Below are 14,897 nucleotides of genomic sequence, written 5' to 3'. Positions count from 1 at the left end.
ATGCAACCTCGGCAGCGCGACGCGCAACCCGAATGCGGTGGGATGGTGCGCAACCTGAGGTGGGGGCAAGCAGGTAGCTCCTTGCTCGACATTCTGCTCTAGCTCGCGCGCGAGTCGGCCCTGCCGATGTCGAGCTTAGAGCTGGGGATACAAATGAAGTCTGCCTTAGTATTCACCGTCCTCGGAGCCGCGGGATTGACCGCCTGCGTCTCCGCACAGCCTGGTGCACCCGTCGCGATGTTTGCACTACCGGTCACAGGTCAGTTCGGCTCGACGCCGGCCGCAGGGCAGGTCACGGCCTTTAACAACGGCGTCGGCACATTCTGGGTGATGACACCAGGAGGGGCGCGCTGCTCCGGCGAATACCAGGTGCGGGATCCCAACCCGGCGCTCGTGCTGACCGGCAAGTGTTCGGACGGCAAGACCGGGCAGATCGTCGTCACGCGCACTCCGGATCTGATGTCGGGCTCGGCGATCGTCAGATTGAGCAATGGCACGCGGGGACAGTTCGTCTTCGGCAATATCACCTATGCCCAGGCATTCGGGGCTGGTGGCACCGCGATCATCCGTTGAAGCTGGGGCCCGAGCTCTCGGTCGTGTGCCGGGAACTCGCGCCTGCGCTCATCCCAGCCGACTKACGAGATCCGTCGCCCGGAGATGCGCGTAGCGCGAGAGCATGCGCAACTCCTTGTGGCCGGAGATCGTAGATACCTCTACGACGTTCAGCCCCTTCTCGAACAGGCGCGAGACAGCTTCGTGCCGCAGGTCGTGGAAGTGCAGACCGGTGATGCCTGCGCGGCCACACAGATGGCCCCAGGCTTGAACGACCGCGCTCTCGCTGGTTGGCAGCGCTCGACCCGCTGGTGGGCATCCTTGGCCCTCCCAGAGTCGCTGGAGCACGCTGCGTGCTCGCGAGGACAAAGGGACGTCGCGGGGCTCGCCGTTTTTGGTCAGCGGCAGGTGCACGACCTGCGTCCCCAGGTCGATGTGCTGCCAGTCAAGCGACAGCAGTTCACCGCGTCGCATGCCGGTCTCAATCGCGAGCACAATGAGGTCACGCATGTAGAGATTTCTACCGCTATCGGCAGCGTCGAGTAGGCGCTGCTCCTCGTCGTCGCGCAGGCGGCGGTTGCGCCCGCGTGGTGGGCTCGGACGGCGCACGAGCTTGCATGGGTTCCGGTGCAGATAGACGTCCCAGTCGCGCATCGCTGTGTCGATCGCGTGGCTGATCGTGTTCAGCTCGCGGATCACGGTCGAAGGCGAGACGGTTCGAAGCCGGTCGTCACGATAAGTCGCGAGATCCGAGGTCGACAGCAGCGCCAGCGTCCGGTGACAGAGCGGACGACGAAGCAGCGCCTTGATGCGGGAGATCTCCGTATGGGCGCTGCGCTTTCGTGGAGAGATCTCGATCATGTAACGTTCAAGGACCGACCGAAGCGTCGTAGATTCAGCGACGCGTGTGTCCGGCAGCATTCCGCAGCGGTCGAGCTCGCTCTCCAGGGACCGTGCCCACTTCTCGGCGTCGGCCTTCTGGTCGAAGCTCTTGGCACGAGGCGCCATACCGCGCCGTCGCACCTGTGCCTGCCATCTGCCCCGGAGCTTCCGGATCGTCGCCATTGCGGATCAGTCCTGTTTGTCCGATGACAAAAGGACGCCCAGGCTGCCCCGCCAAGGAGGTTTCCGGATCGGGCGAGGAATTCCGAGCTGGATGTGGCCCTGGTGTGCCGATCGCCATTCAGGGAGCTCGACGGGGTATCAGGATACCTGGTCCACCAAAGGGTTCCGAAGATCCCGCTCTCCGCCTGGAGCCGCCTTCGGTAGGCAATGCTCCTACGTCTGCAACCCTACATAGGCTGTGGACAGCGCCTGCGAGAGATTTGACACGCTCGGATGGCCCCAACGTAAAATGCCTAGAAAAGGTTGAACCGGGGGGCGCCGCCTTGGCTAAGGTAAAGAAGAAAATTAACAGCATCGCATTGCGAGCTGGTATGTCAATCGGCACTAATGCGGCCGAATTCGACGATGAATTTCTATTTCCATGCTTTGTTCATCACCCAGCAGTTGAGCTATGCAAGAATGTAAAATCTCGTGGAATGGTCATCGATGGCAGAACGGGAGCAGGTAAGACAGCAATTCTTCGATATATAAACCATAGCTCAGATCATGTCGTCGAAGTCGACCCTTCTGAAATGGCTATGAGCTATGTGTCCAATTCCGATTCGCTTCGATTTTTACAGGCAATTGGCGCAGACCTTGACCTACTTTTTCAAGCATTATGGAAGCACGTTCTTTGTCTTGAATTTATTCGATTGCGCTTCACCGTTAAAAACGAAAGTGCTTCCCGGAGTGTTTTTGACAGAATCTTGGAGCGATTCCAGAAAGATGCCCGCAAGGAACGAGCGCTCAAGTATTTGAGGGAATGGGAGGGTAAGTTTTGGATTACGATGGATCAAAACATCAAGGAGATGACTGAGAAGATTGAGCGCGCGGTGAAAGCGGAACTCGGTGGTGAGATTGAGAAATTTAAAGCGGGAGGGCAATACGATAAGCGTCTTAGCAGCGACAAGAAAACAGAATTCATTCATAGAATAAAGAATATTATTAGTTCGAATCAGTTGTCGGAATTATCGTCCGTTATCGATATGCTTGCAGAGATCGATAACGGCGACTCAGGTAACGTTTATTATATCTTGATAGACAAGCTCGATGAAAACTGGGTCGATGGGTCCATAAGATTCAAGTTAATCAGAGCCTTGATGGAATCACTTAAATCATACAGGAAAGTTCGAAATCTGAAAATTATTATATCGATGAGATCTGACGTCCTTGAGAGAGTCGTTCAAGAAACGCGAGATCTATCTTTTCAGAGAGAGAAGCTCGATGATTATTTTATACACCTTAAGTGGACCAAGCCTCTCTTGAAAACAATGATTGATAAAAGAATACAAAATTTATTTAAACAGCAGTATGCATCTGATCCAGTAAGGTTTGAGGACATTTTTGCATATAACGTCGGAACGATAGATCCTTTAGATTACATGGTCGAGCGCACTTTGATGCGGCCTCGGGACCTCATTGCATTCGTAAATGAATGTATCAAGCAAGCGGAAGGAAAATTCGAGATCACCGGCGGATTAGTCAAGAAGGCTGAGGCAGAATTTTCTCGAATACGCCGAGAAGCGCTGGAGCAAGAATGGCAAAGCGCGTTTCCAAGCATTAAGAAGATGCTTGATTATATTGGAACCCATAAAAAGCCGATCGTAAACTATGACGAATTGCGAACTAAATCGGCAGTGGACGATCTTGCTCTTTCGATTTATTCTGACGAGAAAATCGCGAAGGACCCTCTATATGATATCGCTAAGCGATACTACGAAGATAATCAAACTGACATGGATATGATTGTAAATAAAACAGTGGAAATACTATATAGAATCGGGGCTATTGGGGTAAAAATGCGCAATGGAGACCGATTTATATATTCGCATATTGACCAACCTTTGCTTCCTATTGCTCAATTAACAAATGATATACGGATAAGGATCCATCCTATGCTTTGGGGCGCGTATAGAATGCACTAGTTTGGTAGCTGGCGTCCATTTGTCGCCCGCTATCCTATGCGCATCGGCCCATGAGTGCAGACCAGATCAATCAAGCGGCTTGGCCGGTGAACGAGGTTGCATCGACGATTGCCTGGAAGTGCTCAAGGTATTCCGGTCGGTGCTGGAGAAGGTAGCGCACGACTCGGGGGTTGCCGAGAAGCTTCCCAAGATAGCCCTTCACTACAGTCAGCTGCAGATGCTCTTTGCCGTAGGTCTCCTGGATCTCGGCCATCGATTCCTGAAGCCGGGCCAGCTCCTTTTCCATGCGAGCCATCGCCTCGGGCGTGACACCCCGCACCTTCTTCGACTTCTTCTCGCCGGCCAGCTCGTTGGTCGGCGTCCCGGCGAGCAGCGCGGTGGCGTAGGCCGCGRTGAAGTTGTTCGCGGCGATCATCAACTCGGTCGCCTCGATCTGGCGTAGCGGCTTCATCCGCTTGAGGATCTCGAAGACGGCCATCGGGCACATCGTGTCCTTCAGCATCGACACGACCTCATGGGAGACGCCGTCCAGCAGCGTCGCCTTCCGCTTCACGCTATTCACGTGAAGGCTCAACGCTCGGGCGATCTTCTCGCTGGAGACGCCGCGGGCGATCGCCTTGAGGATCATCGCGTGTTCCTGCACGGCGGACAGACGGCTGATCCGCTTGTTGAACGTGAAGCTCTCGTCGTCCGTCGAGACGAGGCATTCCACCTCGGTCCTGCCGAGGTCCTTCAGTATCTCGACGCGGACGTGGCCGTCGAGGAGCAGGTAGTTGTCGGAGTTGCCGTCGAGCCTTGCGATCACGGGCGGCTCGACGAGGCCGATCTCGATCACGGAGGTCCGGATCTGCTGGTATTTGTGGCTGGCCTTGACCGTGGCCCTGGGCGGCCGCACGGGCAGCAGCATCGCGATCGGCACGGTGACGCATTCGGGCTCGAAGGCTATCTTGGCCGCGGATCCGATCTCGTTCATGCGGCCTCTCCCCGGATGCGGGTCTCCAGGTCCTTCGGCATGGTGTCGAGCCGCTCGGCCCGAAGGAGGGTGACGAAGTTCTCATCGACTCGCAGGTTCTTCAGGGCCTCGACGACGAAGAGCAGTCGGGTCTGGGTGACCTCGGCCTTCTTCACCAGCAGACGCTGCTTGTCGGCCTCCTGTTGGAAGATGCGGACGAAGGCTTCTGACGTCCGAACCCGGGTCAGCTTCCTGCCGAATGGTGTTATCGACATATGCTTGCCACGCCGGGTTCGCTGCTCGATGAGCCTCCGCATCTTGATTAGCCGTGGCCCTGTGATCCTGCCTTCGGTGTAGGCTTCGGCGAGCAGCTGTTGGATCGACTCGCCGTCGGCCTTAGCGATCTCGATCGCGACAGAGATCGGTATCATTCCCGTATCCACGGCCTCGACAAGGCGCTGCTCGCCCTTCTCGATGAGCATGGCCATCATGTTGACCCACTCTGACGACGTGCCGATTTTCTCCGCGATCTCACGGTCGTTGTAGCCGCGCTTGCGCAGCGTCGCGACGTCCTGGAGCAGGTCGATGGACCGATGCTGCCGGCGGGCGCAGTTCTCGACCAAGCTCATGACCAGGCATTCCTCTTCAGTCGCCTCGGTGACGATGGCGGGGATCTCCGTCCGGCCGAGCTCGCGGAACGCCTCGATTCGGCCCTGACCGCAGGCGAGGCCGTAGGAACGCTGACCGTCCGAGCCAATCATGGTGTTGACCCGGATCGGGCGCTTCAGCCCGACCGTCCTGATGCTCTCGACCACCTCCATAAACTTGCGTCGGTTCCGGACGCGAGGGTTCAGGATGATGATCCGGTCAATCGGGATCATCTCCACGCGGGTATGCTTGGATTCAGTCATGCCGCCTCCTCGAATTGGGCTCGGGCCGCCAGGGAGAACAGGAAGTCCAGGGTCTCGAAGCGATAACCGTCCAGTGACAGGCCGTTGTTCTCGGCGAGCCGAAGCTTCGGCTCGGTCATGTCGAGGCGCGGGAGTAGGTAATAGTCGAGCGGGGAGACGTTGCCGCGATCCATGCGCACAGCGATCGTGATATCTGGAGCCAGGCCGGCGTCCAGGCGGATGCGCCAGCGCGGCGAGCCTCCTTGCGTCTCGCCACAGCGCGCCACAACGACCGACGCGGAGAACTCGCCGTTGACGTCGATCAACCCCGTTTCGGGATCGACAATGACCTCGCCGCCGGCGAGGCGCAGGCCGTCGATCACCATGGCAACGACATCCGGGTGCATTGCCCGCAGGCGCCGGTTGATCTCGATGTAGCGATAGTCTCGCCGGGGACTGTAGCCTACGAGGTGATAGGCGCGCAGCAGGCTACCGAAGCGGCTCCTATAGACGCTGCTCGACGGCATGTCCTCACGTTCGTCGATAACGAGGCTGGACAGCGATCCCTGGGCCTCCAGCAGCGACCGTAGCAGGTCGAGGAGCTCGGCGTCGCTCATCCGTCGGCTCCGGTCCTCCACGATCCTGAGCGCGTGCTCGAAAGTGGCGACGTCGACGATGGCGGTGAACACGCCGCGCGCGCGGATCCAGTGCTCTTGCGTGTTCACGACCCGGCGCATCTTCAGCTTGAAGCTAACCCGGTTGAATACGTTGTCGCCGATATATTTCGGATTGGTCAGGACCTGATGGACGGTGCCGCGCGTCCAGGGGCGCCCCATGTCAGTGACAATTCCCTCAAGGTTCAGGCGGGCTGCGATCTGGGCCTCCTGCAGGCCGAAATCTACGAAGAGGCGATAGATGCGCTGAACGACTTTCACCTCCTCGGGTGGACCGGGGATCAGGATCACGCGATCGGTCTGGAGGCTCTTGCGCTCGCCGATGGAGAGCTCGGACTTGGGTTCGCCGTTCTCGTCGATCAGGAGACGCCGCAGGCCGTAGCCGGCCGTCCCACCCTGACGATACCCTTTCTCGACTAAGCGGCACTGGCCGGCGAAGACCTTGACCGATAGCTCCCGGCTATATTCCCCCGCCATGACCCGCTTCACGGTTTTCAGCAGGTTCGAGCCAATGCTGCCGTCGTTCTCGAACTGTTCAGCGCAATAGTGGACGACGATATCAGCGCGCGAGCAGAGGAACTCTAAATGCGCTCCGTGGTCGGCATTTTGGAAGCGGCCCCAGCGGCTGACGTCGTAGACCAAGATAGCGCCGAAGTCGGCCGCACCACGCTCGACATCTGAAAGGAGACGCTGAAAGGCGTCGCGACCCTCAAGGTTCAAGCCGCTTTTACCGGCATCCTCGTAGATTCGGACGATCTCAATTTCGCGGGCTTCGGCGAAGCGCTTGATAGCCTCGAGTTGGTTTTCTGTCGAATAGCGCTGATGGTCGGTCGACATTCTGACATAGGCAGCCGCCCGCCGTGACCTCTCTGGGCCGATCCGTGCAATCCGACTCGATCCCTCAGCTCGACTCACACAAGGCCACTCCACGATTGACGTCTCAGAGGCCGGCGGACGTCGCCGGTCAGTCAAGCGCGGAGACGGCGGAATGTCCTTTCCGAATTCGGGCAACTCCTTGCCCAACACCCCAAGGGAGGCGGGCGGCTCCCCGGCGTTTGCCAACCTAATTTCGACGGCCTTGAGAGCCGCACTTCGTGGGCAATCGTCCAAGATAAAGACCGTGGCGCTCTGGACTGGTGCTAACGACCGAACTGTGAAGAACTGGCTCTCCGGCGAGCGCGCTCCTAGTGGCGATCATTTCTTAGGATTGGCCGCGAATTGCCCTGCGGTTCTTGCGGCTTTCCTGGCGGCTATCCATCGGAGCGACTGCTTGGTCATGGCTGACATCGAGGAAGCACGCGCAAAGGTCGCCGCAGCTTTGGTCGCGCTGGAAGCTGTTCGGGCCGTCCAGTTGGAACGAGGGGACAGAGGCCCTTAGCGAGCATTCGTCGAATAGCGCAGGGCTCCAGGAGCTGTGAGCGTATCTGTCCAGGGCGAGTCGAAGCCAACGATCGTTCAGGAGCAGGAGGTCATTGGGGTTAGTTCAACGAGCTTGCGTTCGGCGTGCCGCGCCCGCGTGATCCGGAGTTGCCGCGCGCTAAAGAGGCAGGGCTACCCAATGTCGCCAACCATTCATGTGCTCCTGCGATCCGGATCCGCTGCAGCCGGTGCAACACGTCGTAATCAAAGTGCTCGGCGCGACAGCGAGAGCGTGCGTCCGCGCAGATACGATCGAATAGGTGCGCGGTGACAAATGTATCTGCACTCGCCCTATGAAGGCGACCAGGGGACGCGATGCCCATCTCGTCGATGAGGCCGCCGAGGCGATAGCTTTTCCGGCCCGGAAATATGCGCCGGGCCAACAGCAAAGTGCAGAATGCGCGAACAGGCTGCCCATCGAGAAACTCGCTCGCCTCGTGTTCGTAAAATCGCCGATCGAAACCCGCGTTGTGGCAAACGATCGGCGATGATCCGATGAATGACGTCAATTGATGCATGGCTACGGCCGAGGTCGGTGCCCCGCTTAGCATCGCAGTGGTTATGCCGGTGATCTGCGTTATCTCGGCCGGCACGCGGACGCCTGGATCGATGAAGGTAAGAAATTCGCGGCCTGCTCGGCCATCCACCAGTTCGCGAGCTGAAACCTCAATCACCCGCGCGCCCATCGCGGGGCTCAGTCCGGTCGTCTCGAAATCGAGCACGACAAAGCGCCCGCTTGGAATGCTATTCAAGGTCGGACTCTCCCTGCCTACGTCCTCGATTCGAAGGCGAGGATATCATCCAGCGATGATCGACCGCGGCGCTTTTTCTCGCACGTTCGAGCCTGCTCGTGGCGCGGTCGTGCCGAACCGAGTTGCGATCGCGTTTAGAGCGCCAGTTCGCAGCGCAACCTGTTGTGAATGTGGGTGTATTTCGGCAGCGCTTTTGGCAAAAACCCAGCTTCGGAGGGCAACGCTCTATCCAGCTGAGCTACGGGCGCTAACCGTGAACGCTGGATAGCCGATCCCCGCCGCTTCGGCAATGCAGGATTTTGCAGGAGGGCGGAGACCGAGGCGGCAAGGTCATTCATTCGCATCGCGTCGGCGTGCCGCGGCTGCTCATCGTTCGCGATCGATATTTGCCCATCGACCCCTGCGATGGATATCTCGCCTCCGGCACCCTTGTTTATCGTTGATGCCGGCCTACCGCGCGAGCGTTTGCGGGCCAGAGAACGATCAAGGGAGGCTTGGCGAAGCGCGCAGATGTTTGAGGTGTCGCCTTGGACATGCCGCTGCGTCGAAGGCGCGCATCCGGCATGCGGCAGCGGACCCAGCCAATCTCCATTCCGGCAGTATGGTATCGCCGATGCCGTCCAGATACCGGGAGCTTGCTCGAATGAATCGCCACGACACGATCCGGCTCGCGATGCTGCCGACGCCCTTCGAGCGATTGCCGCGCCTTGCGAGCGCGCTCGGCGGCAATGGCCGGGCTCCGTCGATCTGGATCAAGCGTGACGACTGCACCGGCTTTGCCGGCGGCGGAAACAAGGCCCGCAAGCTTGAATATCTGGTCGCCGATGCTCTGAAGCACGGCGCCGACATGCTGGTGACCATGGGCGCGATCCAGTCGAACCACGCCCGCCAGACCGCGGCGGCGGCGGCACGGCATGGCCTCGGCTGCTTGCTGCTGTTGACCGACTCGGTCGCAAATCGCGGCGAAGCCTATCGAACCAACGGGAATTGGTTGCTCGACGGGATCTTTGGCGCGGAGATTCGCCTCCTCGCCGCGAGCGAGGACAGTGCCGCGACCGCTGAGGAGGCGATGGCAGGGCTGGCGGCGCAAGGGCGGAGGCCGTACTTCATCCCGGTCGGCGGCTCGAATGCGCTTGGAAGCCTCGCCTATCGCGATGCGCTCCTGGAACTGGCGGCCCAGGCGAAGGATGAAGGCTGCCGCATCGACCGCATCCTTCTGCCGACGGGAAGCGGCGGCACCCATGCCGGCATCCTCGCCGGCGTCGAGCAGGCCGGGTTGCCCTGGCGCGTGCACGGCATCAGCGTCTCCCGCTCATCCGAGCAGGCGCGGGCCATCGTCTCCGGGCTGGTTCAGGATATCTACGGTCTCGAGGATCGCCGGAGAGACGCGATGTCCGCTCTTGAGATCGATGATTCCCGGGTGGGGCCGGGGTATGGCCAGCCCACCGCCGAGATGATCGAGGCCGTCCAGCTGGTCGCCCGCGCCGAAGGCATTCTCCTCGATCCGGTCTATACCGGAAAGGCGATGGCCGGACTTGTTTCACTAGTCAGAACCGGCGCCATCGGCCCTGACGAGACCGTCGTTTTCTGGCACACGGGCGGTGCGCCCGGTCTCTTTGCCTATCCGGAGGTGTTCCAGCGGTAGAGAAATCCAGGCCGGGTTCGGAAACTTCGCCTCACGAGCCGGCCGCGAAGAAGGTCAGCCGGCTGAAGAGCGTGTAGTGCGACTCGAACATCATGATGCCGACGAAGACGATGAGCGCCAGCGGCGGGGTGAGGATCGCATAGGTCAGCGCCAGCCGCTCCCAGGCCATATGCATGAAGACCGCGACGATCAGGCCGGCTTTCAACATCATGAAGAGCAGGATCAGCGACCAGCGCAGGTAGCCGACGAGGCCGAAATAATCGACCAGGTAGGAGCAGGTGCTGAGGATGAACAGCCAGACCCAGACCACGAGGTAGAGCCTGATCGGGTGCTGTTGCGCGTCGTTATGAGCTGCGGGCTGTGCCATGTCGCCACCTCACCAGAGATAGAACAGCGCGAAGATGAAAACCCAGACGAGATCGACGAAGTGCCAGTAGAGTCCGGTGATCTCGACGATCTCGTAGCGGCCCTTCCGGCTCGTGAAGAAGCCGTGCCGGCCCTGGTCGAAATCGCCGCGCCAGACCTTGCGGGCGATGATGAGGAGGAAGATCACGCCGATCGTGACATGAGTGCCGTGGAAGCCGGTGATCATGAAGAAGCTGGAACCGAACTGGTCGGCGCCCCAGGGATTTCCCCATGGGCGCACGCCTTCCCGGATAAGCTTCGTCCATTCGAAGGCCTGCATGCCGACGAAGGTCGCGCCGAGCAGAGCGGTCGCGAGCATCAGGATCGCCGTCTTCCTGCGGTCGCGGCGATAGCCGAAATTGACCGCCATCGCCATCGTGCCGCTGCTGCTGATCAGGACGAAGGTCATTATCGCGATCAGGATCAGCGGAAGGTGGTGGCCGCCGATATCGAGCGCGAAGACCTCGCTCGGATTGGGCCAGGGCACCACCGTCGATATTCGGACCGTCATGTAGGAGATGAGGAAGGTGCCGAAGATGAAGGTGTCGCTGAGGAGGAAGATCCACATCATGGCCTTCCCCCAGGAGACGTTCTTGAAGGCCCGCTGATCGGACGACCAATCGGCCGCGATACCGCGCCAGCCGGTGGGGCGGGCGATGTCTGCGTTTACGGCAGTCGGCGCAATCTCATTCATCGGCCCCTCCAGTTTAGGAGCTCCAGCTCGTCATTTTATCGCATTTTCTTCACGCAAACCTGTGTCCCCTTCGCTCGAGAAGGCTCTAGGTCAGCAATCCCCGGCAGATCTCGATGAGGTCGTCGGTCCAGCGCATCAGCAGGCTGAACAGGACGAGCCAGACCAGCAGCAGGAAATGCCAATAGATGGCGCAGAGCTCGACGCTGAGGGCCAGCTCACGCGGAATCTTCGGTGCGAGGTCTTTCGGCGTAGCGAAGGCGCTGACGGAGGTTCGGCCAAGCGCGACGAGCCCGCCGAGCACATGCGCTCCGTGAATGGCTGTGACCAGATAGAAGAAGGCGCTGGCGGGGTTGGCCGCGGCGAAATAGCCGGAGACGACAAGCTCACGCCATGCCAGTGCCTGCGTGGAGAGGAAGGCGAGCGAACAGACGCCTGCGGCGAGAAGGCTGGAGCGGAGCGGGCCGGGCTCGTCGCAACGCGCGGCGACGACCGCCATGTGCAGGGCGATGCTCGCCAGGATCAGCAGCCCGGTGCTGAACCAGAGCACGGTCGGCATCGGCAGCGCCTGCCAATCCGCCATGCTCATGCGCATCGAATAGGCGCTGATGAGAAGCGCGAAGAGCGAGCTGGCGACGACGAGGAAGGTGCCGAGGCCGAGCTTCGCCGTCATGGGCGAGGTCGGCTCGGCCGCGTCGCCGATCACGCCGACTTCGAGCCAGGGCTTTGCTGTCAGGCGTTGACGCGAGAGCCACCAGCCGGCGAAGGCTGCCACGACGACGATGAACCCGAGGACCACGTCCATGGCGGCATCTCCTCACGCGGCCCGCGGATCCGGCGGCTGGTTCTGGGGCAGGAAATCCTCAGCGGCGCCGGGCACGCTGTAGTCATAGGGCCAGCGGTAGACCACGGGCAGGGTCTTGCCCCAGTTGCCATGGGCGGGCGGCGTCTGCGGCGTTTGCCATTCCAGCGTGGTCGCGCGCCAGGGGTTGCCGCCGGCGGGCCGGCCGTGCCGGAGGCTCCAGATGAGATTGAAAAGGAAGACGAGCTGGGTGGCCCCGACGATCAGCGCGACGACCGTGATGAATTCATTCAACGTTGCCGCCGACGACGGAACGAGGGCTATACCGCCGATCTCGTGATAGCGGCGCGGCACGCCCATCAGCCCGATATAGTGCATCGGGAAGAAGATCAGATAGGCCCCGAGGAAGGTGACCCAGAAATGGAGCTTTCCGAGCCGATCGTCGAGCATGCGCCCGGTGACCTTGGGATACCAATGGTAGATCGCCCCGAAGATCACGAGGATCGGCGCGACGCCCATGACCATGTGGAAATGGGCCACGACGAACATCGTGTCGGAGAGCGGCACGTCGACGACGACATTGCCGAGGAACAGGCCGGTGAGCCCGCCATTCACGAAGGTGACGATGAAGCCGAGCGCGAACAGCATCGGGACGGTGAAGTGGATGTCGCCCTGCCAGAGGGTCAGCACCCAGTTGTAGACCTTGATCGCGGTGGGGATCGCGATGATCAGCGTCGTGGTGGCGAAGAAGAACCCGAAGGCGGGATACATGCCGCTGACATACATGTGGTGCGCCCAGACGACGAAGCTGAGCGCGCCGATCGCCATCAGCGCCCAGACCATCATGCGGTAACCGAAGATGTTCTTGCGCGCATGGGTGCTGATCAGGTCGGAGACGATGCCGAAGGCCGGCAGCGCCACGATGTAGACCTCCGGGTGCCCGAAGAACCAGAACAGGTGCTGGAACAGGAGCGGGCTGCCGCCCTTGTAGGCCAGCGGCTCGCCCATCGCGATGATGGCCGGCATGAAGAAGCTGGTGCCGATCAGCCGGTCGAGCAGCATCATCACGGCGCCGACGAAGAGCGCGGGAAAGGCGAGCAGCGCCATGACGGTCGCCGTGAAGATGCCCCAGATCGTCAATGGCATGCGCATCAGCGTCATGCCCCGGGCGCGCCCTTGTAGTACCGTCACAACGTAGTTCAGCCCACCCATGGTGAAACCGATGATGAAGAGGATCAGCGATGACAGCATCACGATGATGCCCCATTGCTGGCCGGGCGTGTTGGCGAGGATCGCCTGCGGCGGGTAGAGGGTCCATCCGGCTCCGGTCGGTCCGCCCGGCAGGAAGAAGCCGCCGAGAAGCACGAGCACGGCGAGGAAATAGATCCAGAAACTCAGCATGTTCACGTAGGGGAACACCATGTCCCGCGCGCCGAGCATCAGCGGGATGAGATAATTGCCGAAGCCGCCGAGGAAGAGGGCGGTCAGCAGATAGATCACCATGATCATCCCGTGCATGGTGATGAGCTGGTAGTAGCGATCGGGGTCGATGAAGGGGAGCGCGCCGGGAAAGCCGAGCTGCAGCCGCATCAGCCAGGACAGGACCAGCGCGACCAGCCCGATCGCCAGCGCCACGCTCGAATACTGGATGGCGATGACCTTGGCATCCTGGGAGAAGACGTATTTCGTGATCCAGCTTCTCGGATGATAGAGCTCGACATCGTCGATCTCGGCCGCCGGTAGCGGTTCGGGGACGCCGTGCATCACATCGACCATCGGGCCATCTCCCACGCCTCGCAGGACGAAATCCCCGTTCGGAGCTCGCCCCCTCGCTCATCCCTAGTTCTTCGCCTGCGTCCTCGTTGAGCTCTGGAGTTGGGCGAAGGTTTTCTGCTGCTGCAGCCAGTCGCGGTACTGGTTCTCGGGCTCGACCACGACGCCGCCGCGCATGAAGGTGTGGCCGGTGCTGCACAGCTCGGAGCACAGCGCCTCGAAGGTGCCCGCGCGTGTCGGCGTGAGCCAGTAATAGGTGACGGTGCCCGGGATCATGTCCATCTTGGCCCGGAATTCCGGGACGTAGAAATCATGCACCACGTCGAGCGAGCGCAGCAGCAGCTTGACCGGCTTGTCGAGCTGCAGGTGGAGTTGATCGCCCTGAATGACGATGTCGTCCTGCCCGCGCGGGTCTTTCGGATCGATGCCGAGCGGGTTCTCGGGCGTGACTTGGGCGATGTCGGTGGCGCCGAGCTGGCCGTCCGCGCCCGGGAGCCGATAGGCCCATTGCCATTGCTGGCCGACGACCTCGACGACGGAAGCGTCCTTCGGCACCGTGACGAACCGGTGCCAGACGACGAGGCCGGGCGCCAGCATGGCCGCGACGCCGATTCCCGTGCCGATCGCGAGCCACCATTCCAGTCGCTTGTTCTCGGGCTCGTAGGCGGCGCGGCGGCCTTCGCGATGGCGGAACCGGAAGACGCAATAGGCCATGAATAGCACGACCGCGGTGAAGACCGCGCCGGTGATCCAGAACGTGATGATCATGGTGTCGTCGATATAGCGCCAGTTGGAGGCGATCGGCGTCCACCACCACGGACTCAGGAAGTGGAAGACCACCGAGCCGATCACGACCAGAGCCAGGACGACCGCGATACCCATCCCTTTTCATCCTTGCCGAGGGCGGCGATGAACAGGAGCAAGGCAACGCTTCGGCGCAGGAAAATGCGCCGCAGCGCTAGGCAGACGAACTCATCTTCGACATCGAAACAACGCTGCAGCCCGCGGCCGGCCGGATCCTCTGCCTGGAACGAACGAGGCCGACGAGATCGGGGGTGGAGCAAGGCAGTCGGCGAGCGCGAATTCCGCCGGGCGGATCGGGAGGCCTAAGCTTTTGCTTCCTGCTCGTCATCGCCGAACCCTTGGCTCGCCTGGACGACGACGCGCCGCAATCGGGCGCATCCACTTTCGACCGGGCCGCGGGGCAGTCAAGTCGCCGGACCAAAGTCATCGTTATGTTGTCGTCCCGCGCACGGGAGTTGTCAATCGATGCCGCACGGCAGAACAGCTTGACGGGAGCCGCGGCCGGGAGG

At 60.8% G+C, this 14,897-nt stretch carries 13 protein-coding genes; 3 read left to right on the top strand and 10 right to left on the bottom strand.

The features are described from left to right. Nucleotides 1-195: 195 nt before the first annotated feature. Nucleotides 196-573, top strand: coding sequence for a hypothetical protein (locus AC1DDA_RS15555; protein WP_476796418.1), 378 nt, complete (start codon nt 196-198; stop codon nt 571-573). Nucleotides 574-621: 48 nt separating this feature from the next. Here AC1DDA_RS15555 and AC1DDA_RS15550 read toward each other — a convergent pair whose 3' ends face one another. Then, nucleotides 622-1,617 carry a site-specific integrase gene (locus tag AC1DDA_RS15550; protein ID WP_476796417.1) on the bottom strand — a complete coding sequence of 332 codons (996 nt, stop codon included), beginning with the start codon at nt 1,615-1,617 and terminating at the stop codon, nt 622-624. Nucleotides 1,618-1,640: 23 nt separating this feature from the next. Between AC1DDA_RS15550 and AC1DDA_RS15545 the strand changes: the two genes are divergently transcribed. After that, nucleotides 1,641-3,581, top strand: a complete 1,941-nt coding sequence (locus AC1DDA_RS15545; protein WP_476796416.1) for a P-loop ATPase, Sll1717 family — start codon at nt 1,641-1,643, stop codon at nt 3,579-3,581. A gap of 70 nt (nt 3,582-3,651) precedes the next feature. On the opposite strand, the gene AC1DDA_RS15540 is transcribed toward AC1DDA_RS15545, so the two are convergent. From AC1DDA_RS15540 to AC1DDA_RS15525, 4 genes are all read right to left on the bottom strand, one after another. Beyond that, entirely contained in the window at nt 3,652-4,554 is a 903-nt protein-coding gene (locus AC1DDA_RS15540; protein ID WP_476796415.1) for a plasmid partitioning protein RepB C-terminal domain-containing protein, read from the bottom strand. Beyond that, the gene (locus AC1DDA_RS15535) at nt 4,551-5,444 is read right to left on the bottom strand and encodes a plasmid partitioning protein RepB C-terminal domain-containing protein (RefSeq protein ID WP_476796414.1); all 894 of its coding nucleotides are present in this window, start codon (nt 5,442-5,444) and stop codon (nt 4,551-4,553) included. The genes AC1DDA_RS15540 and AC1DDA_RS15535 overlap by 4 nt, the downstream gene beginning before the upstream one ends. Continuing rightward, a complete protein-coding gene (locus AC1DDA_RS15530) occupies nt 5,441-7,012 on the bottom strand; it encodes a recombinase family protein (RefSeq protein WP_476796413.1) in 1,572 nt (523 codons plus the stop codon). Before AC1DDA_RS15530 ends, AC1DDA_RS15535 begins: the two co-directional genes overlap by 4 nt. A 563-nt stretch (nt 7,013-7,575) precedes the next feature. Then, nucleotides 7,576-8,268 (bottom strand): 3'-5' exonuclease, encoded by a 693-nt coding sequence (locus tag AC1DDA_RS15525; protein ID WP_476796412.1) that lies wholly within the window; start codon nt 8,266-8,268, stop codon nt 7,576-7,578. A 643-nt stretch (nt 8,269-8,911) separates the two neighbouring features. Here AC1DDA_RS15525 and AC1DDA_RS15520 point away from each other — a divergent pair. Continuing rightward, nucleotides 8,912-9,913 carry a D-cysteine desulfhydrase family protein gene (locus AC1DDA_RS15520; RefSeq protein WP_476796411.1) on the top strand — a complete coding sequence of 334 codons (1,002 nt, stop codon included), beginning with the start codon at nt 8,912-8,914 and terminating at the stop codon, nt 9,911-9,913. 31 nt (nt 9,914-9,944) lie between these two features. Here the strand turns inward: AC1DDA_RS15520 and AC1DDA_RS15515 are convergent, their stop codons facing one another. The 5 genes from AC1DDA_RS15515 to AC1DDA_RS15495 all read right to left on the bottom strand — a co-directional run bounded on the left by AC1DDA_RS15515 (nt 9,945) and on the right by AC1DDA_RS15495 (nt 14,466). Then, nucleotides 9,945-10,280, bottom strand: a complete 336-nt coding sequence (locus AC1DDA_RS15515; RefSeq protein WP_441509685.1) for a cytochrome C oxidase subunit IV family protein — start codon at nt 10,278-10,280, stop codon at nt 9,945-9,947. 9 nt (nt 10,281-10,289) lie between these two features. Further along, nucleotides 10,290-11,012, bottom strand: a complete 723-nt coding sequence (locus AC1DDA_RS15510) for a heme-copper oxidase subunit III family protein (RefSeq protein WP_476796410.1) — start codon at nt 11,010-11,012, stop codon at nt 10,290-10,292. Nucleotides 11,013-11,097: 85 nt separating this feature from the next. Further along, a complete protein-coding gene (locus AC1DDA_RS15505; RefSeq protein ID WP_476796409.1) occupies nt 11,098-11,814 on the bottom strand; it encodes a cytochrome c oxidase subunit 3 in 717 nt (238 codons plus the stop codon). Nucleotides 11,815-11,826: 12 nt separating this feature from the next. Further along, nucleotides 11,827-13,587, bottom strand: a complete 1,761-nt coding sequence (locus AC1DDA_RS15500; RefSeq protein ID WP_476796408.1) for a cbb3-type cytochrome c oxidase subunit I — start codon at nt 13,585-13,587, stop codon at nt 11,827-11,829. A gap of 63 nt (nt 13,588-13,650) precedes the next feature. Then, nucleotides 13,651-14,466: a cytochrome c oxidase subunit II gene (locus AC1DDA_RS15495; RefSeq protein WP_476796407.1), complete on the bottom strand. Its 816-nt coding sequence runs from the start codon at nt 14,464-14,466 to the stop codon at nt 13,651-13,653. Nucleotides 14,467-14,897: the final 431 nt, after the last annotated feature.

This window comes from Allobosea sp. 10N428, from assembly GCF_056394545.1.
The sequence above is the reverse complement of the archived record's forward strand: the minus strand, read 5'-3'. Positions and strand labels throughout refer to the sequence as shown.

Excerpts from the sequence above, each read along its gene's own strand:
- AC1DDA_RS15535 (WP_476796414.1), bottom strand. The coding sequence starts at position 5,444 with ATGACTGAATCCAAGCATACCCGCGTGGAGATGATCCCGATTGACCGG.
- AC1DDA_RS15515 (WP_441509685.1), bottom strand. The coding sequence starts at position 10,280 with ATGGCACAGCCCGCAGCTCATAACGACGCGCAACAGCACCCGATCAGG.
- AC1DDA_RS15520 (WP_476796411.1), top strand. The coding sequence starts at position 8,912 with ATGAATCGCCACGACACGATCCGGCTCGCGATGCTGCCGACGCCCTTC.
- AC1DDA_RS15510 (WP_476796410.1), bottom strand. The coding sequence starts at position 11,012 with ATGAATGAGATTGCGCCGACTGCCGTAAACGCAGACATCGCCCGCCCC.
- AC1DDA_RS15500 (WP_476796408.1), bottom strand. The coding sequence starts at position 13,587 with ATGGTCGATGTGATGCACGGCGTCCCCGAACCGCTACCGGCGGCCGAG.
- AC1DDA_RS15545 (WP_476796416.1), top strand. The coding sequence starts at position 1,641 with ATGACAAAAGGACGCCCAGGCTGCCCCGCCAAGGAGGTTTCCGGATCG.
- AC1DDA_RS15505 (WP_476796409.1), bottom strand. The coding sequence starts at position 11,814 with ATGGACGTGGTCCTCGGGTTCATCGTCGTCGTGGCAGCCTTCGCCGGC.
- AC1DDA_RS15495 (WP_476796407.1), bottom strand. The coding sequence starts at position 14,466 with ATGGGTATCGCGGTCGTCCTGGCTCTGGTCGTGATCGGCTCGGTGGTC.